18 protein-coding genes and 1 tRNA gene are annotated in these 23,872 nt (G+C 44.3%); 6 read left to right on the forward strand and 13 right to left on the reverse strand.

The features are described from left to right. The first annotated feature begins 177 nt into the window (after window positions 1-177). Together AS194_RS03100 and AS194_RS03105 are read left to right on the forward strand one after the other, a co-directional pair. On the forward strand, window positions 178-2,682 hold the full coding sequence (locus tag AS194_RS03100) for a DUF927 domain-containing protein (RefSeq protein WP_083499580.1): 2,505 nt from the start codon (window positions 178-180) through the stop codon (window positions 2,680-2,682). A gap of 1,194 nt (window positions 2,683-3,876) precedes the next feature. Continuing rightward, window positions 3,877-4,854 (forward strand): DUF1853 family protein, encoded by a 978-nt coding sequence (locus tag AS194_RS03105; RefSeq protein WP_058024039.1) that lies wholly within the window; start codon window positions 3,877-3,879, stop codon window positions 4,852-4,854. 81 nt (window positions 4,855-4,935) lie between these two features. Here the strand turns inward: AS194_RS03105 and AS194_RS03110 are convergent, their stop codons facing one another. The 8 genes from AS194_RS03110 to AS194_RS03145 form a co-directional block, all read right to left on the reverse strand. Then, window positions 4,936-5,466: a DUF2726 domain-containing protein gene (locus AS194_RS03110; RefSeq protein ID WP_058024015.1), complete on the reverse strand. Its 531-nt coding sequence runs from the start codon at window positions 5,464-5,466 to the stop codon at window positions 4,936-4,938. Between the two features lie 298 nt (window positions 5,467-5,764). Then, complete coding sequence (locus AS194_RS03115; protein ID WP_058024016.1) at window positions 5,765-6,907, reverse strand: LysM peptidoglycan-binding domain-containing protein; 1,143 nt, start codon at window positions 6,905-6,907, stop codon at window positions 5,765-5,767. A gap of 247 nt (window positions 6,908-7,154) precedes the next feature. Then, window positions 7,155-8,513: a bifunctional folylpolyglutamate synthase/dihydrofolate synthase gene (locus tag AS194_RS03120; RefSeq protein ID WP_058024017.1), complete on the reverse strand. Its 1,359-nt coding sequence runs from the start codon at window positions 8,511-8,513 to the stop codon at window positions 7,155-7,157. Between the two features lie 186 nt (window positions 8,514-8,699). Next, window positions 8,700-9,644 (reverse strand): acetyl-CoA carboxylase, carboxyltransferase subunit beta, encoded by a 945-nt coding sequence (gene accD, locus AS194_RS03125; RefSeq protein ID WP_200960309.1) that lies wholly within the window; start codon window positions 9,642-9,644, stop codon window positions 8,700-8,702. Window positions 9,645-10,143: 499 nt separating this feature from the next. Further along, on the reverse strand, window positions 10,144-10,968 hold the full coding sequence (gene trpA / locus AS194_RS03130) for a tryptophan synthase subunit alpha (protein ID WP_058024018.1): 825 nt from the start codon (window positions 10,966-10,968) through the stop codon (window positions 10,144-10,146). 53 nt (window positions 10,969-11,021) lie between these two features. Further along, on the reverse strand, window positions 11,022-11,783 hold the full coding sequence (locus AS194_RS03135) for a hypothetical protein (RefSeq protein WP_058024019.1): 762 nt from the start codon (window positions 11,781-11,783) through the stop codon (window positions 11,022-11,024). Window positions 11,784-11,947: 164 nt separating this feature from the next. Further along, on the reverse strand, window positions 11,948-13,222 hold the full coding sequence (gene trpB, locus AS194_RS03140; protein WP_227511563.1) for a tryptophan synthase subunit beta: 1,275 nt from the start codon (window positions 13,220-13,222) through the stop codon (window positions 11,948-11,950). Between the two features lie 135 nt (window positions 13,223-13,357). Beyond that, a complete protein-coding gene (locus tag AS194_RS03145) occupies window positions 13,358-14,029 on the reverse strand; it encodes a phosphoribosylanthranilate isomerase (protein WP_058024020.1) in 672 nt (223 codons plus the stop codon). Window positions 14,030-14,230: 201 nt separating this feature from the next. Between AS194_RS03145 and AS194_RS03150 the strand changes: the two genes are divergently transcribed. Continuing rightward, window positions 14,231-15,850 carry a cryptochrome/photolyase family protein gene (locus AS194_RS03150; protein WP_058024021.1) on the forward strand — a complete coding sequence of 540 codons (1,620 nt, stop codon included), beginning with the start codon at window positions 14,231-14,233 and terminating at the stop codon, window positions 15,848-15,850. A 1-nt stretch (window position 15,851) separates the two neighbouring features. On the opposite strand, the gene AS194_RS03155 is transcribed toward AS194_RS03150, so the two are convergent. Then, entirely contained in the window at window positions 15,852-16,595 is a 744-nt protein-coding gene (locus tag AS194_RS03155) for a DUF4230 domain-containing protein (RefSeq protein WP_058024022.1), read from the reverse strand. A gap of 594 nt (window positions 16,596-17,189) precedes the next feature. Here AS194_RS03155 and AS194_RS03160 point away from each other — a divergent pair. Continuing rightward, a complete protein-coding gene (locus tag AS194_RS03160) occupies window positions 17,190-18,908 on the forward strand; it encodes a proline--tRNA ligase (protein ID WP_058024023.1) in 1,719 nt (572 codons plus the stop codon). A 117-nt stretch (window positions 18,909-19,025) separates the two neighbouring features. On the opposite strand, the gene queF is transcribed toward AS194_RS03160, so the two are convergent. Then, window positions 19,026-19,895 (reverse strand): NADPH-dependent 7-cyano-7-deazaguanine reductase QueF, encoded by an 870-nt coding sequence (gene queF / locus AS194_RS03165; RefSeq protein WP_058024024.1) that lies wholly within the window; start codon window positions 19,893-19,895, stop codon window positions 19,026-19,028. Window positions 19,896-20,139: 244 nt separating this feature from the next. On the opposite strand from queF, the gene AS194_RS03170 reads away from it, so the two are divergent. After that, entirely contained in the window at window positions 20,140-20,367 is a 228-nt protein-coding gene (locus tag AS194_RS03170) for a hypothetical protein (protein ID WP_152978593.1), read from the forward strand. A gap of 249 nt (window positions 20,368-20,616) precedes the next feature. Here AS194_RS03170 and AS194_RS03175 read toward each other — a convergent pair whose 3' ends face one another. The 3 genes from AS194_RS03175 to AS194_RS03185 form a co-directional block, all read right to left on the reverse strand. Continuing rightward, on the reverse strand, window positions 20,617-21,390 hold the full coding sequence (locus AS194_RS03175; RefSeq protein WP_057762348.1) for an ABC transporter permease: 774 nt from the start codon (window positions 21,388-21,390) through the stop codon (window positions 20,617-20,619). A gap of 29 nt (window positions 21,391-21,419) precedes the next feature. Beyond that, on the reverse strand, window positions 21,420-22,382 hold the full coding sequence (locus tag AS194_RS03180; RefSeq protein WP_058024026.1) for an ABC transporter ATP-binding protein: 963 nt from the start codon (window positions 22,380-22,382) through the stop codon (window positions 21,420-21,422). Window positions 22,383-22,681: 299 nt separating this feature from the next. Next, window positions 22,682-23,338, reverse strand: a complete 657-nt coding sequence (locus tag AS194_RS03185) for a c-type cytochrome (RefSeq protein ID WP_058024027.1) — start codon at window positions 23,336-23,338, stop codon at window positions 22,682-22,684. A gap of 352 nt (window positions 23,339-23,690) precedes the next feature. Here AS194_RS03185 and AS194_RS03190 point away from each other — a divergent pair. Next, a tRNA-Arg gene (locus tag AS194_RS03190) sits at window positions 23,691-23,767 on the forward strand. Window positions 23,768-23,872 lie beyond the last annotated feature (105 nt).

Raw genomic sequence — 23,872 nt, forward strand, 5'->3', positions numbered from 1 at the left:
TATTTTTTAGGCTGGCAGGTACCACAAAACTTGCCATTATTTGCAGCATGTGGAGGGTTCAATTATGAAGCTTTACCCACAGCCAAAACAAAGCCGTAAGTATGCAAAGCGTAAGAGCTACTACAAGAAATATAGAGCCGAGCGCAAGCCGAACCAGCCGCAAGCAAGGGGGAAAAGATGACCACCACACCACAAACAGACAGCCAAGAAAAAGCCCGTGCATTTAGCACAGGCTTTACATTGGTAATGAATAGTTTTGATGCAGTCACACGACAAGGACTGGCAAACGATAAGCTATTGCTGAAACTATTTGACCTACTACCGCCTAATAGCTTGCTTAACGTCACAGACAATCTTACTACAGGTGACGCATCAATAGTACCGACAGATGGCACGATAGGCTTACGATTGACCGATAAACAAGGCGATATTGTAGGTGCAATATTCTACACACCAAACAGCAAAGCTAAGCCCATTGTCATTGACCCTACAGGGTATGGCGCTATCGTCATTGGTGACACTAACAGAGCCAATGAGTTGATAGCCCTTGATGGTTTAGATAATGGCATAGATGCTTATGCGTGCCTGATGGCTAGTAATAAGACCGTTATTGTTAGCCCTCAAAAAACAAGGCAGTGCTTTAAAAAGATGGTACAGCATTGGAGTAGCGGATCACTGCTAACCGTACCGATGACACTTACTGATAAAGGCATGATAAACCTATTGGCAGGTGTGAATGCTAGGGCATTGGTTACTATGGCTGATATTGTCACGATGCTACATGCTAATAACAGCTATGAAGCAATACTGGCAGATGATGATAGCCAAATCATTAATCTAAAAGATACTGCTTACTATCCTGAATGGCGCGATGATCCACAGCTTAATGAACCGATGGTTTATTCTGATGGACGTTTTGAGCTATACCATGACGGACTGTTTTTTGTGAAGTATAACGATGACGACCCAGCAAACATAACCTTTAAGTTTAAGGCGTTTATTTGTTCACCGATTGAGGTTATCGCTAAGACACGGGACAAAAGCAGCGTTACATGGGGGCGGTTATTACAATGGCGTGATGATGATAACGTGCTGCATAAATGGGCAATGCCGTCATCGCTATTACAAGGTGATGCCCGTGAGTATCGTAGAGAGCTAGCCAGTCAAGGATTGAACATTACCACCAACCCCAAACAGCGCAATTACTTAGACACCTATATTCAGGACTACCCTATTCACAAACGGGCGTTATGCGTGGATAAGCTGGGCTGGCATGGTGAGCAATATATATTACCCGATGGTGCGATAGGCAACGATGGCAAGGAGTTGATTGTTTACCAGTCTGCCCATGCAATCAATAGCACCATAGCCCAGCAAGGCACGCTTGCACAATGGCGTGATGAATTATGCAAACCACTAGCCGAACAGAGCCGTTTTGTTTTCTCTATTGCTTGCGCGTTTGCTGGTCAATTACTGGAATTGCTTGATGATGACGGGGGCGGTTTTCATATCTTGGGATCATCAAGCATGGGCAAGTCTTTATCGCTTAAAGTAGCTGCTAGTGTATGGGGTAATCCTGATAACTACAGTAAGACATGGCGCAGCACTGACAACGCATTGGAGGGCACAGCAAGCGAGCATAACGACAGTTTTTTACCCCTCGATGAAATTAGTGAAAGCGACCCTAAAATAATAGGTAAAGCGGCTTATATGCTAGCTAATGGAAAGCCTAAAGGTAGAAGCACCACCACAGGACATAACCGCACTGCTAAGACATGGCGCATTATTTTCTTATCTAATGGCGAGGAGTCGCTACAGAACTTCATGGCACAAGCAGGACAAAAAACTAATGCAGGTATTGAGGTTCGAGTGGCGCATATAGATGCTGATGCTGGCAAAGGCTATAAAACGTTTGATAGTTTGGTACTAGCAGACACAGGCGCAGCACAAGCCGATAAGATCAAGGAGTTATCACACACTTACTATGGTGTAGCTGGCATGGCATGGTTAGATCACATTACCAGCGACAAAGCAGCGACCACAGCCGCCGCTAAGCAGCTTGTCAGTGACTTTATGAGCCAATACACAGACCTTGCACCACAAGCGCATAGAGTAGCTAGAAGGTTCGCTATTGTGGCTGCTGCTGGTGAAATGGCAACAGGTGCAGACATAACAGGCTGGCAAGCAGGACAAGCTACTACAGCCGTTATGACATGCTTAGATAATTGGCTTGATAACTATGGGCGTGATGGTGAGCATGAGCAGCGCCAAATCATAGACCATATCAAGGCATTTATTGAACAGCATGGATCAAGTCGCTTTCAACCTTGCTATAGAAACACGCGCTTAGACTTTGAGGAAAGAACCCCCAACCGTGTAGGTTATCGCAATATGGAAACAGGGGATTATTATTTTTCTAAGGGAACTTTTGATAGCGTATGTGCGCCTTTTGGTAAAAAGAAAGTCTTACAAGTGTTAGAGGAAGCCAACCTATTACTACTCAATCAAGGTGATCGTAAAACCTATAAAGCGCCTGATACTTTATTTAGTGGCAAGCAACGCCCGTCTGTTTATGCGGTTACTGCTAACATACTTTGTTGTGAACCTATGAAAAAGGACGGGACAAACGGGACGAACGGGACAAGCTATATGCAGCAAGGGATTGCGCTGTCCCATTGCTAAAAACCGTAACGGGACGAACGGGACAGGATTTTGCATTTTAACTTTTCTGTCCCGTCTGTCCCATTGCTAGAAACATAAACGGGACGGCTGTAAGCCATATCACGTAAGGGCTGTCCCGTCTGTCCCGTCTGTCCCATGCAAAAACATAGGGTACAGAAAAAATAATCAAAGGTAGGCGTTTAGCGTCTGCCTTTTTTTGTACCTGATTAAAAGACGAAAGGCGCACATTAATACTACTCTCAAGGTATAAATATGACGCACCAAGAGCGTTTAGCAAGACAACCCCATGCAAGCAAAGCGCAAGTTGATTTTAGTATCAGCAAATTACAGTAATAAATTTAAGGGGCTGGCACGATGAAAGCTAATTATCGCCACTGGCTCAAATAAATAACCACCAATGGGGGGAATTAAATAAGACCCCAAACGCACAAAAACGCACTAAAAACGCAATCAATCACAGTGCAATAATGCACGATATATGCAAAGAAAACGCACGAAAAACGCTTAAGATATGCGCGACTTTTGCATAAGCGTTTACTCAGTAAGTAACGAGATACACCCAAAACTGGACGCATCTATTTAGCACACTCGCCAATGGTGGTTATCCTCAAATTGAGGGTATCTAAATGTGAGGTGATGCAAAGAAAACGCAATACATATGCACGATATTTGCACCTATTTTGCACGGCTTAAAATGCTATTAATCACGCGCGTGCAGCAATCAGCAATTTAACCCCATGCAAACAAAGTGCAAGTATAAAAAAGTACGCCTAAGTTGCTGGCATGTTGATAATAATGATGACCCTAATAACCATAACCTATCGTCTGTTATCTTTACTTTTTACAGCCAAATGAGGGCTAAAAGCTAAGTGACTTTTGCATAATGCGGTATATTTTGCGGTATATTTTATTTTCATAAAACATAAAACCTTTAGTACCAATGCTTACAGCCAATACTTTACTTCCTGCCGTTCCGACCAAACATAGCAGTAAAGAGAAAAGCCAATCATTGTTTTCAATGGTTGGCTTTTTTTTGTGCTAAATTTTACTGATATCAGCATTCATATTCATCACATTAATATCATATTTTAACGCCAAGAGATTGAGCGCTACCTTAGCAGATACTCGTGTCCTATAGACTTTTATAGAGCGAGCCGTTAGGGTAAATGCCTCACCACAATGATGGTTTATCCTATGCCCGAGCCTATCAATAAACCCACACATAATCGCCTCATAGATGATGCACCTTGGGAAGCGTATAAGCGGCCCTACGTGCGCGATTTGGCTTATGTACTGGCATGTCCTAATGTCTTGACCACGTGGCTAGACTTTGCACCGCATCAGAGCACACATACCGTTGCTGTGCATAGTGCACAATTTTGGCAGACACAGTTTGAAGCGTATGAGCAACGATTAACAGAGCTAGACACCACTGCCGCCTATCAAGAGCTGACCCGCTATTTACTCAAACGCCCTAGTCCCAATCGATTGGGCTTTCACTTTGAGGGACTACTATCGTTTTGGTTAGAGGATGGGTTTGCGCGTAATCTGCATCCGTATGAGACCCTGGCTAATAATGTACAGCTGTACAATGGTAAGCAGACTGTCGGTGAGCTAGATTTAATTTTATACAACCATGAAGAGAGGCTGGTGGAGCATTGGGAACTAGCCATTAAATTTTTTATGGGATCAGTACCTTTTGAGCCTGTGAACTGGGTGGGGATTAACTCCAATGATAATCTACAGCGCAAAATGACGCACATGCAAACCAAGCAGTTTCGAGCGGTGTGGGTAGATACAGAAAATCACGGGCAGGTAAAAATAAATAAGCGCTATGGTGTGATCAAAGGACGATTCTTTTTACCGATAAACACAACCAACCTTGGCGATTATGATTGTCCTCATTGGCTAACGCCGAGCTTTCCGATGCATGAGTGGTGTGATAAGAGAGATCAAGCCGCTCTTGCGACGATTGACACCACTGCATTGCGAGCCGCGCATTATATTGAATGGTTCACTAAGCGCGACTTTCATGATGAGCGAAATGCTTATGATAATCGCCAGCAGCCGATAGTTTGGTCAGATAATGAGCCACCTAGGACAGGTTTATATTTTGAAGGTAATCGACCAATCGTTATTTATCCAAGGCACTCAGACCAGATCGATGAATAAATTTAGCTAACCTAAAGTTTTAAGATGAAACTGCTTAGATAATATTCTGGTCTTAACAATCGGACAGCTTTCACAGAATGCTTAATAACTCTCTATCACCTGCATTAGCTCGTATCTCAGCATATCGGCACTAGGCATACGCTCAGCGTGAAAACGAACGATGGCGATGCCTGCACTCGCCAGGGCTTTGTCTTTTTTATCATCGGCTTTTTGCCGCGCTTTGCTGCTATGTGTCCAGTCATCAAGCTCGATGGCAACTAGCGTGGTCTGAGCGTCAACATCCACGATTACATAATCAACGCTCTGGCGACAGATACGATTAAACCAAAAACTGCGCTCGGATGTCTCGTCACTATTGGCTTCAATGATTCGTGACAGCTGAACTTGCACGAAGATATGATACTCTGGCAGCGCATTTTTTAATTTATTAAAAAATATCACTTCAGTGTCGGTCATGATTGGCATTGGGGCAAATGGCCAGATAGCCAGCTCATCACCGCGCACAGGCTTTGGGTCAGGCTCTACGACTGGGCGTTTCGCCAATAGCTTTGGTAACGTAATCAGCCCTAAAAACCCAACGGCCAAGATTAAAAATATAGCGCCAAATGACATGGTTTTACCTTATACAATATAACAGTGACCGGCTAGCCCTCACAACTCTGAAGAGTCAATGATCGGCTGATCACCACAGGGCAACCTTTATAGGCTGACAGGTTATACAAAAATGAGTAATAAAAATGGTGCTCATCGTAACCAAGCTTGCGCCAATCGGCAAACGATAAAACAAAAAACACGACAGCGAATGTCGTGTTTTGATCATTAAATAATAATTCAAGTCAGTACTAAAGAAAATATCTCACTTATCTACTCATCAATCTCTGACGACAGTCGCTGAGTCTATAGTTATAGCTTAACGCCAGTAAAGCACCCAAGCACCGGTCGTATTGACGTTAGAATCACTATTGATCTTATCTTTTAGTGCCAATGCGGCGACCTTTCCACGTTCAGGACCAACAATGACGCGTACACCGCGACTGGTCGGACTGGTCTTCACTTGATATCCAGCCTCTTTGAATTTTTTCGCTAGTTGATCCGCTTTGGCCTGATTATCTGCGAGTGCTACTTGCACCCCAAAGCTGCCTTTCGCATCGGTTTCTTTGACTTCTTGACGAGCCTCACGAAGCTTTTGCTGAGCGTCTCGCTTAGCCTCAGCTGCTTTTTCGGCAGCAGCGGCTTCTCGCTCCAGACGTTGCACTTGATTACGCGAAGGTATGGTAATGTTTTGACCCAGCTGTAATGAGGTCGATGGTGAAATGTTATTTGCTTGAGCCAAGACTTCGACAGGCATATTGTACTGTCTTGCAAGCTTAATCAGCCCATCGCCTTTTTTGACTTGATAATCAGAGGGCGATTTTGGTGGTTCATTTTTAGCCGCTTCAGCTGCCTCTCTCTTTTTTTCGGCCGCAGCTTGAGCGTCCGCTTGTCTTTTCGCTTCTGCTTCTTTTTTACTTTCTGCTAGTTTTTCAGCAGCGGCTTTTTCTTGTTTTGCTTTGGCTTGTTGCTGCTCATCTTCCGCCTGCTTTTTTGCTTTGGCTTCATTCACTGCATCATCGGCTGCCTTAACCAATTTTTCAGCATCTTGCACTTCCTTACTTTTGACACTTTTTTCTGTGTCTTTTACGTCTTCTGAACTCTCACTCTGTTCATTTGTCGCCGCGATATTTTTGACATACTGCTGGCTTTCAGCGCGGGCTTTGGCCAACGCTTCTGCTTCAGCCACTTCTTGTTCTGTCAAAAACTCCTGTGCGCGTCTCTCCTGCTCGGCAACACGAGCAGCACGTTCTTTTTGCTTTTGCGCAAGGATACGTTTTTCTGTCTCAATGTCAGTCGTTAGCGGTTGCGGAGATTCTTGCTCGGTCGTTGGTTTCTCTATCATCGCTGATGTTGGCTGTGGCTGGTTGCTCTCGCCAATCTGCTGCACCATGGCGTATAACATCACGCTACCGCCTAGAATCATCCCAATGCCCAATAAGGCTTGTCTCGAAAAGTTCATCCGTTTACGTCTCTTAGTTGGTGATAAGGTTGATTGAGCGGCGCTGCGATGATTCCAAAACAATATAGACCATTGCTCTCATACACATATTTACCGCCAGTTACTGCCATTATTATGCAAAATGTATATCGACCTTCTTATACCAGTCTTGTAAATCATTTTGATTATAAAGCATATTTTTCTTGCTGTCTGCTATCAGACTTGCACTAAGATTAACATCAAACAGGCATGACTTTAACCTCAATCACTATATGGTGAGTGCAGCAAGCGCTTCGCCAATCGTATGAAACGAACCACATACGACGATTAGATCTTGTGGCTGACTATCAGCTATTACCGCATACGTCGCTGCATGCAAGCCATCGAATTGATATATGTTGGCGCTATCCACATATTGAGTTAAGACGCCTTGTAGCTGCTCGGTACTCGCGGCACGAGGATAATCAATCTCAGCAATGAACCAATCACTAATCGGCAAGCCTGCTTGAGTCAGACGCTGTACTACTTTGTCGATATCTTTATCACCCAACATAGAGAACAACATTTTGATTTTTGGAAGGTCTCTATCAGCTTGGCTGCCGTGTTTACTCAAATGCTGATGCCAAAATGGCAATAACTGCGCTAATAAAAATTCCACACCTTGCTCGTTGTGCGCCACATCAAACAACCAATGGCGATGATGGCTTTCACGATAATCAAAGCGCCCTGCCAGTTTGACAGTTTGCAATGCCTGCTCGATGGCACTTACATCGACTTTCAACGGGCTTGCAAGTACCGCCGATAGTGCATTAGCAGTATTGGTCAAGGATAGCGCAGGGCGTGGTAGTTGCAAGGTAACTGCCGCATTACTGTATTGCCAAATTATTGAGTCAATATCGCGGTAGCTAAAATCTTGCCCAATTTGATAACAAGTCGCTTGCTTATTATCGATAGCGTGCTGCACGCTAGATGGCATTTCAATAGCACCATAAACTAAAGAAATACCTTGGCGCAATATACCTGCTTTCTCGCGACCGATGTCCTCAACATTGTCACCGAGCCAGTCGACATGATCGATACCAATATTAGTAATCACTGCCATATCAGGATCAATAATATTGACCACATCTAACCGTCCGCCTAATCCAACTTCTAACACCCATACATCACAGTCTGCCTCAGCAAATATGAGTAATGCTGCCAGCGTTGTCATCTCAAAGAATGACAAGGTCAAATCGCACTCTAAACGTGCTGCTTCGACTTTGCTAAAAGCATCAATCAGCGTCTCATCGCTGACCATTTCGCCATTGATACGCACGCGCTCATTAAATACGCTCAAGTGTGGCGATTGATATAGTGCCGTCTTATAACCTGCAGCTTTACACATTTCGGCGATAACAGCGGTCGTAGAGCCTTTACCATTGGTGCCTGCCACAGTGAAGACATAAGCGTCATCTTTAGCTGACTTTACTACTCCTAGCGCTTCGGCAACAGGCAATACACGCGATAGTCCCATATCTATTGCAGACACATGTATTTGCTGCATATAATTTAGCCATTCGGTCAAGCTGACCAAACCAACGTTGTCGTTAGGGCTACTAGAGTTGGATGCTACAAGATCAGACATGGATAAAACCTATAGGAAATTTAATAAGAAATAGAAATATATGTGTTGGCTAAAACCAAAAATAGCATTTACCGTGCAATGACGATAAATGCTATTAGAGGGTCTTGCATATGCAGTAGATGTTAGCACGCGGCTAGGCGTTTATGCACTCAATAATTGACTCATGATACTGAGCCATACATCTCATTAAGCATCTACATTAGGTACGTGGCACAGTTTTGCGAGCAAACGATAGATCGTATCAATCAGTTGATGACGATGCACCACTTCATCTACGACGCCATGCTCTAATAAGAACTCTGCACGTTGGAACGGCTCTTCTAACGTCTCACGCACGGTCTGCTCGATTACACGCTTGCCCGCAAAGCCAATCATCGCTTTTGGTTCTGCCAGATGGATATCACCCAGCATGGCCAATGACGCAGTCACACCGCCATAAACAGGATTCGTCAATACCACAATATATGGAATACCAGCGATTCTCAAACGTTCAATCGCTGCCGCCGTGCGTGCCATTTGCATCAATGACAACAGACCTTCTTGCATACGCGCACCGCCAGAAGCAGCAAAGCACACTAACGGTGCTTTTTGCTCAAGCGCTCTTTCAGCGGCTTGTACAAAACGATCACCGACCACTGAACCCATCGAGCCGCCCATAAAGCGGAAATCAAAGGCACAAGCGACGATATCAAGGTTACGCAGTTTACCGTACATGGCAACCAGCGCCTCACTCTCGCCTGTCTTTTCTTGTGCTTCGCTCATACGCGCAGGATATGGCTTGCTATCCACAAAGCTCAGCGGATCTTTGGCAGTGAATTCTTGCCCTGTCTCGCCGTCTACTTGATCAAGCAACCAATTCAAGCGCTCACGAGCACTCATCGGTAAATGATGATCACAGTGTGGACACACATAGCAGTTAAAAATCAGTGCGGTGTTGGTAATCACAGAATGACAATTGCTGCATTTGGTCGACGGTTCAGTCTCTACCGCGGTCAATTGCGCAGTTAATTGCTGCTTGATACCTGGTATAGGACGGTTAAACCATGACTGCCTCTCCGCGTTGCTGTTTGGCTCGGCTTTAGCAGTATTATTATCGAGTTTTGTTGCTGTATCAGTCATATTATTTGCCATCATAAAAGGCTTATTGACAAGTTGGCTCATTCGCTTGTCATTGAGAGTTTAATGGTTGTCTAAACAAAGCGTCAAACCCAGTCATAACATGAGCAATTATGCGACACGTTGATGTATCAATCTTACGTGTCGATCATTTGGTTAGGTGCTTGTTGATAGATGATGTGCTTGTTGAGACTTTTTGGCAAATGCTTTTTGGCAAATGCTTTTTGAAACTAGTCACTGACAAACCACGGCTATCAGACGCCATATAATAGTCATGTTAGTTTACACTCGTAAACTAAATTTAGCAAAGTCATTTAACGTCATCTTTCAGTAACGTTTTTGAGTCATTGATTCCCATTATTTAACTTCGTGATTCAAGGCCAATTACTCAAAATAACCCCTTCAAACCAGTTATCGCCTTTATAACTATTACCTTTATCAAATCGCCTCAATTAGATACTTAAAACATCATGCCGCTGTTAGCTTAATAAAAGCGATACTAGGATAATGAATATTAAGCACTCAGACTGTCTAAAGCTGCACGCAGCTCATCCATTTTTGCCATGATGTTTTGCTGAGCACTTGCTACCGCATCGGTATCATTGGCATCAATATCTGCAAAATTCTGTACCAATGCACTACCCACGATAACACCATCCGCATGAGTACCAATTGCTTTTGCAGAAGCGCCATCACGGATACCAAAGCCGACGCATACTGGCAAGTCTGTTTCTGCTTTGATTGCTTGAACTTGAGTTGCTACATCGTCAGTATCTAGCGTGGCTGAGCCCGTCACACCTTTTAGCGATACATAATAAATATAGCCGCCGCAATGAGTCAATACTTGCTCACGGCGCTCAGGCAACGTCGTTGGCGATAGCAAAAAAATCTCATTCATTGAATGGTCGGTCAAATGCTGCGTAAAGCTACCCGCTTCTGCTGGTGGCAAATCTACCATCAACAAACCATCAACACCTGACTGCTCGCATAGATCCACAAAATTATCGTAACCGATAATCTCTACAGGATTAAGATAGCCCATCAAGATGATTGGCGTTTGCGTGTCGGTTTGGCGAAACTCTGCCACCATCTTTAGCGCATCACGAGTACTCGTACCTGCTGCTAATGCACGCTCGCCAGCCAACGCAACCACAGGACCATCTGCCATCGGGTCAGAGAATGGTAAGCCGACTTCGATCATATCGGCGCCGTGCTTGACTAAGTCATGCAATAGACCGACGGTCGTTGCAGGATTAGGATCGCCTGCCATCACATAAGGGATCAGGGCTTTTTTATTTTGTGATTTTAAAGTTTCAAAAGTGCTTTCAATTCTGGTCATAGTGGTCTCTTATAATTTTGTTAAATAAATTTTTAGCTTATATAAGTGTATTCTTACCAGCCAATATCCATTAAATTATCATGGTTATCTTGCGACAAATATTTAATATCATCAGTTCTTTGCTTATGAAAAGTATTCATAATATTTAGAATTTCACGCAAATCAATATAATACCGGCCATTCAAAACATTGTAATGCTCATATAACGTAAATTTTTTGTGAGCTAACAAGCCTTCAAGTCTTTTACCTTTATTTTTCATAGCTGCAACATGCTGTTTTTTATATATTATCGAAAAACCAATACCAGAATGACTACTTTGATTTAGATAAAACTTTTCAACATCATCAAAGCTTACTATCTGATCATGATGTAGCTTATCAATGAATATAAAGAAGCTAGATAGAAAGCTAATGCTATCTTCTTTAATAACCATGATTGGCACATGTTTCCAAGTCAACCGCTTTGCAACCCATGGATTTGGCACAACAAAACCTTTTTGGGCACGATGCAACCAATATATCATCAGAAATAAAAACAACATGGGTATAGCTAAAAGAGACCAAATCCCAAGAATATTTCTTAAAATTTCATCAATTGTCGTAACCGTATAACCTGTCGAAAACTCCCAAACGGCCATAAAGACATACATCACTGACCATACAATGACAACTATAAAGAAACCATAACTCTGCCAAAAACTGACGCTTTCAGTAGGTACACCCACACTTATTGTGACTGGCGCTGTTAGCACTGCTTGGTCTGGATACTTGCCCAACTGGCTAGGCTTACTCGGTATTAAGCGGTTCAAATTCATGGAGGTATACTATCGATAATAAAAAAATAGCTAGCAATATTGATAACTACTCTACTCTATAGAATGAAGTAATTATCAATTAGCGTATTGAGATTTATGATACCTAATCAAGTTAATACGCTGCTAAACTTTCTTATACAACCATCTAAACTACTCTACTCTTACTACATCTCAATCCCTTCTGCCTTCATCACTGAATGCAAATCTTTGTCACCGCGACCTGACATATTAACGATGATTGTCTGATCAGGTGTCATGGTTTTAGCCAGTTTCAATGCATACGCGACAGCATGAGCAGTCTCAAGCGCAGGAATGATGCCTTCTTTACGCGTAGACTCATGGAAACCTTCTAGCGCTTCTTTATCCGTACAGCCGACATACTCGACGCGCTTCATATCTTTTAAGAAGCTATGCTCCGGACCAACACCTGGGTAATCAAGACCCGCTGAGATAGAATGCGTCTCTTGGATCTGACCATCATCATCTGCCATGAGGTAAGTACGGTTGCCATGTAGCACGCCGATACGACCAGCCGCTAATGGCGCTGAATGACGACCTGATTCAATGCCATCACCTGTCGCCTCGACGCCATACATTTTCACTTCAGTATCGTTTAGGAAATCAAAAAACAAGCCAATCGCGTTTGAGCCGCCACCGACACAAGCAACCAACGCATCTGGCATTTTGCCTGTTTTTTCTAAATGCTGGATACGGGCTTCTTTCCCAATAATGGCTTGGAAATCACGAACCAATAGCGGATAAGGGTGCGGCCCTGCAACGGTACCAATAATATAATACGTGCTATCAACATTGGTCACCCAATCACGCATGGCCTCATTCATCGCGTCTTTTAGCGTGCGTGAGCCAGAAGTAACCGGCACGACTGTCGCCCCAAGCAAACGCATACGATAAACGTTCATTTTTTGACGTTCAACATCGTCAGCACCCATATAGACGATACATTCTAGGCCCAAGCGCGCAGCAATCGTTGCGGTCGCGACACCATGCTGTCCTGCGCCAGTTTCGGCGATGATACGTTTTTTGCCACACATCTTGGCAAGCAGTGCTTGTCCAATGGTGTTGTTTACTTTGTGCGCGCCAGTATGGTTCAGGTCTTCACGCTTAAAATAAATTTGCGCGCCGCCGATCTCATCACTCAAGCGTTTGGCATGATATAGCGGCGTTGGGCGACCGACATAATTAACCAAATCGTTATGATACTCTTCCCAAAACGCTGGATCTGCTTTGACTTTGGTATAAAGCGTCTCAAGCTCTTCTAATGCGGCCATCAGCGTCTCAGAGACAAAGCGTCCACCATGTACACCGAAATGGCCGCGTGCATCAGGGTATTGGTTAAAATCTTGCACGTTTTCAGGATTGGTAAAGGTGTTTACAGATTGTGCTGTAGTAGATAAATCTTTGTTCGCGACATGACTCATGGTAATTCCTACTGTAATAAGTGGTATTTTTTAGAATAAATATAAAGAGAAAAATGAAATAAGATTGGAACGGAAAAATCGGAATAACGACCAAATAAGCCTATTATATATAGAAAATAACCTACGATAATAAACTTAAATGGCGTCAGTGACCGTAGCGTTTTGCCATCGGTCGCGCTTGACCGCTTTCATAAAGGCACGCATCTTGGCAGCATCTTTTTTGCCTTTATCAACCTCGATACCACCACTGACATCGACGCCGTAGATGGGCAGATTTGATGTCTCTGCGACATTTTGCGCATCAAGACCACCAGCCAATACAATTGGTAACGCGCTGTCATGGGGAATGAGACTCCAGTCAAAGCGCTGCCCTGTCCCGCCATATGCCGCTTGATGATAAGCATCCAGCAAAATACTACTGGCACCTGCGTCAGCAAACTGTGCAATCTGAGCACGAACGCTATCTGGCGTGTCTTGCTCTGCATTGATACGCAATGCTTTGATCCAGCGTTTATTGACACTGCTTGCCAGCTGCTCGCATTGTTCAGGCGTTTCATCACCGTGAAACTGAATGATATCAAAAGGTACATCGTTTGCTAATTTGACTAGCTCATCTTTAGGCATATTGACCACTAACGCCACCACGCTCACAAAAGCAGGCACGGCAGCACTCAATGTCTGTGCTTGCTCTATCGTGACCGCACGCGGACTTGGCGGATAAAACACCAAACCGACTGCGTCTGCACCTAACTGTGCCGCAGTCTGTATATCACTAAGCTGAGTAAATCCGCAAAACTTAACGTGCATTTTGTGACCTTGGATTTTATATTCATAAATCTGACATCGATTATAGCGGCATCAGATAGCGTCAGACTAAAGATAAATCGTGAGATATGATGAGAATTTGTTACGCGAACGGCAAAGCCATTGCATCCAAAAACTTATCCTAGCATACTTTTATGCCGAGTTTTGTTTATGATTGCGATTGATTCATATAGGGATACTTTGATGTCAAAGACTACTAACAACCATGGTAGCAATAATAAAAACAATGACAGTAGCGATAGCGACAATCCGTTGCATTACTTGATGTGGTTTCGTCGAGATTTGCGCATTCATGATAATACTGCATTGGCAGCACTGTGCGAGCGGGCTAATGAAGACAATGCATCGGTATCCGCCATATTCTTTTTGACGCCCGAGCAGTGGCAACAGCATGACACCTCTTTGGTGCAAGTCGACCATATTACTCGTACGTTACCTATACTAGCAAAGGATTTGAAATCACAACTGAATATCACTTTAACAGTACAGCTCTGTCCAAGCTTTTCTGACTGTATAGAGTCTCTGACGAGCTTATGTAAGGACAACGACATCAGCTGCGTCATGGCTAACCATGAATACGAAGGCAATGAGATTGATCGTGATGAGGCATTGAGTGAGCAGCTTGCAAAAGACGACATCGAGTTTGTCCGCTGGCATGAACAATGTATCTTGCCACCGCTGAGTATCACGACAAATGACGGCGATAGTATGTATAAAGTCTTCACGCCGTTTCATAAGAAATGGCGACATACGCTAGACGTTAGCACCATCCAGACGCATGACGCGCCAGCAGTCGACTGCGATGATAAAATCGAGCTAAAATCATCGAAAAATAGTGCCCATACAGTTGACGATATCAAAGCCCTCAGTGAAGAAATGCTTGGTGATTATCAAAAGACGCTGCAAAAAGAGGACTCGTTACAGCATATCGATATGAAAGCCCAACTCACAGCCGCAAGGGACGCCTATCCTGCAGGGGAGTCTGCTGCTTGCCAGCGCTTAGATGAGTTTGTCGCTGATGATATCAATGACTATGATGTCAGCCGCGATGTGCCACACCTGCATGCCACCAGTCAGCTATCCGCTTATCTCACTATAGGGTCTATCAGCCCTCGACTCTGCTATCTACAAGCCAGCAAAGTACAAGAAAAGCTACACGGTAATGATGGCGATAATGAAGATATCGACCGCTGGATAAGCGAGCTTGCATGGCGAGATTTTTATCGTCATGTGCTGGTCGATAAGCCAAACCTGATTCGCCATAAAGCGTATAAAGAGGACACTGACACCAAAGTTAGTTGGTCATACGATGAAGAGGATTTTAAATCATGGTGCACAGGCAAAACAGGCGTACCATTGGTCGATGCTGCGATGCGCTGTCTGAACGCTACTGGATTTATGCACAATCGACTGAGAATGGTCACAGCAATGTTTTTGACCAAAGACTTGTTGATTGATTGGCGCTTGGGTGAGCGCTACTTTATGCAGCAGCTCATCGATGGGGATTTTGCCTCCAATAATGGCGGCTGGCAATGGAGCGCATCAACAGGTACTGACTCAGCGCCCTACTTCCGTATTATGAACCCCTTTAGCCAAGGAAGCACTCATGATAAAAAAGCGATATTTATCAAAACGTGGCTACCAGAACTAAAAGACATCCCCGCGAGCACTTTGCATAGTGAGGATAAAATGCGTAAAGCACTGGCGAAGGGTGGAGACTTTGCAAATGCTGACTACCCTGCGCCTATGGTCGAACATAAATCAGCACGTAAGCTCGCCATTGCTGAATTTAAAAAAGAGTAAACTAGCTATTAGTGACTGCTGGCAACTGACATGCGCCTGCACCCTGCGTGTTGACCGTCACGACAGCACCCGTTAAAGCAAACAGCTGCTGCAATTGCGTTTGAGCATTTTGCAGCGCCATATTCATGACATCTCCTCGGCAAGCACGCTCTAGCACTTCTTTTTTTGCCATGGTTTGTGCTTGCGCCAATATCTTAGGATCAACTTGCATCATGCCAAAAGCGCCTGTCTGCCAGTCATAAATCTCGATATCATCTAAATATACTGAAAATATCTCTGTAGGTGGTAAGGTAATATTGATTTGTGGCATGGCTGAGGCAGGTGCATTATTCGCTGCTTGCTCATCCTCTGCATCAGTTATAGTTTGAGTAGGCTGAATGACCTGCACCATCTCAGGCGTCAAAGCACTCAGATCAACCCCTGCTTCGACGCGGCCATGAGCGATGAAAAGCGCTTTTTGTTCATCTTGCCACAGCTTCATCCAACTCCCTGGACGCTCACTCGTAATCACCGTATCAACGCTGAACGCGACGGTATGGAGTCTGTTTAATTGCTGGATTTGCGTGACCACGCCTTCTCGAGTGATGGTTTCTATCGGTTCTTCTTCTGTGATTTTTTGCGCGCTATAAATAGCAAAAACGATGGCTGCTAAGCCAATGAGCAATATCACCCAAGACATCGTAGCAATAGGCTGCTTCGCTGGCTTGTGGGTGCCATTGGTACTGTTCATATCAGGACTACTCATAGAAGTTACCTTTATAAAAGTGCATCGTTATAAGAGTGCATCGTTTTTCAGATGACTAACGATTTTATGTAATTAAAACAAATACTTAACCTGTAAATGCGACTATTGTGCAGTAAATTCAAGTAGTGGCTACCAATCTTCTACATAATACATAAATCAGGCAATCTCCAAAACATACATTACCTTTGGCTTAAAAGCTTATCAACAACTCAATTATTCGAGCCTCATCTCAGCCTTTGTATAACGTTCGGTCTGAAAAGATAAAAAGTCATTGCGTCTTAGGCGAACTTTACCTAACATAGTCAGATTGTATGTATAAAATGTCAGTCTTTTAGCATTATCAGGCTCTTGCCCTGAATATCTTGCATTTCGGCATGTTCATACCTCAAATCAAATTTGCCTCTCTTGTTTACTCTTATAAGAGTGGTTCTTACTGATGTGCTTTTTTATACCAGCATGTGAGTAACTAGGAAATACCCTAGAATATTGCTAAGTGATAAAGGTAAGCTTGCGGCGGCAATGAAACGATTAGCCATACGCTCAACATCCTACTATTTCTTATTTTTTTATCAAAGATAAGGTTACGCTTTATTTATGAAAGCCAGTCAATTTTTATTTGCCACACTAAAAGAAACCCCAAGTGATGCCGACATCGCCTCAAGCCAATTGATGGTGCGTGCTGGTCTTATCCGCAAGATCGCTTCTGGATTGTATATTTGGTTGCCCATGGGTCTGCGTATTTTGCAAAAGGTTGAGCGCATCGTTCGTGAAGAGATGCAAAACATCGGCGCACAAGAGTTGCTGATGCCGATGACGCAGCCTGCTGAGCTATGGCAGACCAGCGGACGCTTTGAAGACTACGGCCCTGAGCTACTGCGTTTCAAAGACCGTCATGATCGTGACTTTGTGCTGGGTCCAACGCATGAAGAAGTCATCACCAATCTGGCAAAAGGCGAGCTACGTAGTTATAAGCAACTACCGATTACTTTCTTTCAGATTCAAAGCAAATTCCGTGACGAGATTCGTCCACGCTTTGGTGTGATGCGCGCACGCGAATTTACCATGAAAGATGCTTACTCGTTTCATATCGATCAAGCCTCACTTGCTGAGACTTATCGAGATATGTACGACGCCTATACTCGTATCTTTAGCCGTTTGGGTTTTGACTTTCGCGCGGTACAAGCGGATTCAGGCTCTATCGGCGGCTTTGCCTCACATGAGTTTCATGTTTTGGCAGACAGTGGCGAAGATGACATTGCCTTCTCAACCATCTCTGACTACGCAGCCAATATTGAGCTTGCTGAAGCCATTAGCACAGGCGAGCGTCAGCCTGCGACCCAAGAACTGACCAACGTTGATACCGTTAATATGCCAACCTGCGAAGCGGTTGCTGCGCATTTAGATATTCCACTTGCCACCACCGTGAAAACTTTGATTGTCAAAGGTCATACGCCAGAAGGCGAAGAGCAGTTGGTTGCGTTGGTACTGCGCGGCGATCATACGCTCAACGACATCAAAGCGGAAAAAATCGAAGAAGTAAACACGCCGCTGACTATGGCGAGTGAAGAGGAGCTAAAAGCCGCAGGACTGCTCAAAGGCTATATCGGTGTCGATCTAGATATCCCTGTGTTCGTCGATCGCGCAGCGGCTATTCTCTCTGACTTTGTCGCTGGTGCCAACGAAGTCAACAAACACGCAACCGGAGTCAATTGGGATCGTGACGCGCACATCACACGCATCGTTGATATCCGCAACGTACTCGAAGGCGACGCCTCACCTGATGGTCAGGGAACCCTACAAATCAAACGCGGTATCGAAGTTGGTCATATCTTCCAGTTGGGTGATAAGTACTCACAAGCACTTGGCTGCAGCGTCTCAGGCGAAGCTGGCAAGCCGGTAACCTTGATGATGGGCTGCTATGGTATCGGCGTCAGCCGCATCATCGCGGCTGCCATCGAGCAAAACCACGATGATAACGGTATCATGTGGCCACAAACGCCTGATGTAAAAGACTCACTTGCGCCTTTTGAAGTGGCTATCGTACCGATGAAGTCAAAAGAAGAGACGGTCATGCAGACTGCCACTGAGCTTTATGAGACGCTAAAGGCCAAAGGTGTCAACATCCTACTGGACGATCGTAACGAACGCCCAGGAGTGAAGTTTGCTGATTTAGAATTGATTGGTATTCCACACCGTATCGTCGTGTCTGATCGTAACATCGCTGAAGACAAATACGAATATGTCAATCGTCGTGACGGTGAAAAAGAGTTGCTTAGCCGTGACGAGCTACTGGCAAAATTGGGCTGTGAATAAATCGTAGTCCAAGCATACAGCGTCAGTAAATTGAACGTCAGATATGTTTGATTTGAGACACAAGAAAAGCGCCTATCCCATTAAATGAGATAGGCGCTTTTTTGTACGACTTATAAATTATTGGCGAATCAGGCGACTCGGCGCAGGCAATAGTGCCATATCGCTAACACGGCAAGGGTTAATATCGATACCGCCGCGGCGCGTGTACCATGCCCGCACCATCAGCGTCTCTGGCTGATAATACTGACTCAAATCTGCAAATATCTGCTCAACACACTGCTCATGAAAGCCGTTGTGCTGACGAAAACTTAATATATAACGTAGCATATTTGCGTTGTTAAAAGTCTTATCAGTCGTTATCGACACGGCTAGTGTGCCCCAATCTGGCTGATTGGTCACAGGGCAATTACTACGCAGCAGATTAGAATAAAAAACATAAGGCTGATTGCTGTTATTTGCCACACGTTCACTGCTCGCTTCTGTTTCATCATTACTCAACAGTGATGCATCAGGATGCTCAGTTAACTCGATTTTTCCCGTGCTACCTGCCAATGCGTCATCAATACAAATACCTGTTGGCTGGGCTATTAGCAGGCTTGCTGCATCATTCAGCGTAAATAACTCCACCTGTACTTCCGCTTGCAAACAGGCTGACAGGTCTTTAGCGATCAACGCTTGAACGTCATTCCAACTGGCGAACTCTGTAAAATTGATACTGTTCAAATATAGCTTGAGCGATTTTGACTCTACGATAAAGGGCGAGCTGGCAGGAATACTAAACCGCGCCATCGCCACTTGCGAAATACCTTGTAGATTTAACCAAGAGATCTCGAATGCCTGCCACCAATCTACGCCGACCGTTAGTTTGTCAGCGTGCCAGCCAATCACATCACGTCCCATACTACGTGCAATAGGATATAGCGTCTCTGGGCTATACTCAGTCGGATAATCGGTGGTTTGTTCTCCTAAAATACCATGAATACTCATAAACGGCCCTAACTGCTAAATAAGTTGCTAAATAATGTACGTAATATTGATAGGTCGCTATTTTACCCCAATCGACTTGTCAGCGTGCGCCTTTTATGTGTGTCTCGCTGTCATATTTTACATTATGAAAAGGTTGCGCGATATCATAAAGCTGCCTTTAACTATCCTCATTGTTTGACCAAAATTAGCCAAAACCTATATCGCTTGGAATGTTACAGTTGCCTTTTTTTGCTTGTCACGTCCTATGATACAAAAAATCCCTTTAGGCTCAGCTTGGATGGTCAACGCTGCATTCTTGTTTGCCACGATGAGTATTTTGGTCAAAAATGCCGCCACCAACTTGCACATGAATGAAGATGAACTGGCGTTTTGGCGCTCCCTATTGCCTGCCCTCGTCATTTTTGGCACCACCCTTGCGCGCAAAAAGACCCTGAAGACGCCATTTTTTGGGGTCATATGCAGCGCAGTTTAGCAGGCACAACGGCACTATTACTGGCATTTTATAGCTTATCTTTGTGCTGATTAACCCCTGCATTTACATAACAAGTGTCATTTTATTCAAAAAAAACGGATAGGTATGATAAGACTGATGCTTTCTTTTATCACAAAAGAAATTACCAAGACCTACACACCTATCCGAAAAATAATGCTACCAAATTGAATAAGAAAAAAGACAAGGCGTCAAACTACTAACAATCAGCAGCTTAGACGATAAAGCAAACTACAAACGCACGCGCGAACCGTTACTGAGCAAGCGATAAGCAATGGTATAAAATATCGCACAGAACACAAAAATCGCTGCCATCGAATACCAAACGTTGACATCAGAGTAGCCCAAGATACCGTAACGGAAAGAGTTGACCATATAGACGATAGGGTTTAATAGCGAGATGTTTTGCCAAAATGGTGATAAATTTTCCATCGAATAGAACACGCCGCCAAGATAGGTCAGCGGGGTCAATACAAAGCTTGGAATGATAGAGATATCATCAAATGATCGCGCAAACACCGCATTGATAAAACCGCCTAGTGAGAACAAAATAGACGTGCCAAGTACCGTAAATACAGTGACAAATAAATGCTCGATACCGAGGTCAGTAAAGAATAACGCGACAATCGAGACAATCACCCCGATAGCCAGTCCACGGAAGATACCACCGCTGATATAACCCATCAAAATTGCATGCTTGGAGACGGGTGAAACGAGCAGCTCCTCGATACTAGACGTGAATTTGGCACTAAAGAAGCTTGAGACCACGTTCGAGTAACTGTTGGTAATGATCGACATCATGATCAAACCTGGTACGATGAACTGCATGTAGGGCACGCCGCCCATCTCACCTACGCGCGAGCCAATCATCTTACCAAAAATGACAAAGTACAAGCTCATCGTAATCACTGGCGGTAATAGCGTCTGCGGCCAAATACGCAGAATACGGCGCACTTCTTTGAACCAAATAGTACGAAACGCAATCCACTTTTTACTGAGTGACATCGTTTTATTATGATCGATTAGTTCCTGACTCATAATCCCGCCTCCTTCATGCTGTTTGCACTTTCAATATTTTTGTCAACCAAGCGCATAAACAACTCTTCTAGACGGTTGGCTTTATTACGCATACTACCGACTTTGATGCCTTTATCAGACAACTGATCAAAGACACCATTTAATGACTCGCCTTCTGTCAGGGTGACTTCTAGCGTCTGCTTATCTGGCTGGGAGATGTCTGTCACTCCGGTCAGGGCCAATTGCTCATTGAGCGGCGTCTCTAGATCAAAGACAAACGTCTCTACTGACAACTGCGCCAATAAATCTTTCATTTCTGTATTAATACGAATCTCACCGTGATCCAAGATCGCAATGCGTTTACACAGCTGCTCAGCTTCTTCCAGATAATGAGTCGTTAGAATAATCGTGGTGTTTTCTTCGATATTAATCTGCTGCATAAACTCCCACATCGAGCGGCGCAGTTCAATATCGACTCCAGCCGTTGGCTCATCGAGAATCAATAATTTTGGCTTATGAATCAACGCTCGGGCAATCATCAGACGGCGCTTCATACCGCCAGATAAATCACGTGATTTGCTGTCGCGTTTATCCCAAAGCCCCAGTGCTGTCAGCAGTCTTTTTGCGCGTGGTTTGGCTTCTTTTGCTGGAATACCAAAGTAACCTGCTTGCGTAATCAAGATATCTTCGACTTTCTCAAACATGTTGAAATTAAATTCTTGCGGTACTACGCCAAGGTACTGTTTGGCAATCGAAGGGTTCTCTAATAAATCTGTTCCAAAAATATGGACACTACCCGTTGTTGGCTTAAATAGTGAACTGATAATGCCAATCATGGTGGACTTACCTGCGCCATTTGGGCCAAGCAGTGCAAAGAACCCACCTTGTGGTACGGTTAAATCAACCCCTTTTAACGCCGAAAACCCATTGTCATAGGTTTTGGATAAGCCTTGGATAGAAAGTGCTGGTACATCAGACATGAAGACCTCTTATTTTTTATCAATTTGTATAAAACACGATTTTAGAATAATAGGCCGTGTTGAACATTCGACTGTCATTATCATACTGACCGAGGCCATATAAAAATGTTCAACACGCTCTACTATCTAGAAGACACGGTGTAATCTCATAAAATGAGGCTGCTAATCGCAAATTTCAACTGTTTTATATTTGAAGTACCGTATTAATAATACTTATCATAAAAAAGCGCCTATCTCATTACTGAAATAGGCGCTTTATCGATAACTGTTGTAAGAGCCAGCAAAGCCGCTAGCAAAAATTAGCTTGCTTCTGCAACCATATAGTCTACAGCGTTTTGGACTTCTTCATCAGGAATGTCCGCGCCGCCTTTGGCAGGCATCGCATTGAAACCATTGATAGCATGGGTATATAGCGTATCTTTACCTTTCGCGATACGTGGTCCCCAAGCGCCAGCATCACCAAAGATAGGTGAGCCTAACAGACCAGCGGCGTGACAAGTATGGCATACCGCATTGTATACCGCTTTACCATCACGAGGACCGTCGCCAGCAGATGGGCCAGATGAGCGTGCTGTTACGTCACACACTTCATCGTCTTCAAAACATACGGTTGCAACAGGTTGAATACGGGCAATCAGATTAGGATACAAAGCAATCAGCTTTTGTACTTGCGGCGTATCTTGCGGAATCGGCTCTTCGTTAGCGGCAGGTGCTGCAGCGGCGGTCTCTTCGCCTCCTGCTGGAGCGGCACCATCAGCAGGTGCAGCGCCATCTGTGGTGTCTGCAGCAGCTTGGGGCTCACCACCTAGCGTTTGCGGCGCCTCTTCTACGACTTCTTGGCCTTCTGCGACGTCAGTCACAGTTACAGGCGTGTCGACAATATCTTCAGCTTGGCTCACCGCGATACTAGCGATTCCTAGAATGGCAGCTGCCGATAACATAACTACTTTTCTCATTCGTCACGTTCTCTTATTACGTATACAAGGACTAGCACGGCGCAGACATTCTGTCTGTCCTCCTTTGACGACCTCTAAGTCCTCAATAGCAGACAGCCATCCCGCGTGCCAGCGCACTTGCAATCGGTGATTATAAATATGAATTCTCCCCAACATTATAAGGGAAAAGGCAGGTAAATTGCCATGCTTGTTTAATGACTTGGCTGTTTTTTCTTAAAAAACCTCAATCACGACTGTCATTTATTGGCTTTATGCGTTTTATTTGTTAGACTAAGCGGTCTTTATTTCTAGGCATCTTATGCTGGTTATCATGCGCATCTAAGCGTGACAGTCAGACATATCGTTATCATATGCGCTCGTAGCTCAGTTGGATAGAGTATCGGTTTCCGAAGCCGAGGGTCGTGGGTTCGATTCCCGCCGAGCGCACCAATCATCGTATTTCACCACTTCCTAGCATTACCTCAAACCTCTAAAGCCCTTTAATATCAAAACTTCAAGTCTTTTAATATTACTTGTCATTACCTAGTAGCACCT

The organism is Psychrobacter piscatorii (assembly GCF_001444505.1).
GTDB classification, from domain to species: Bacteria; Pseudomonadota; Gammaproteobacteria; order Pseudomonadales; family Moraxellaceae; genus Psychrobacter; species Psychrobacter piscatorii_B.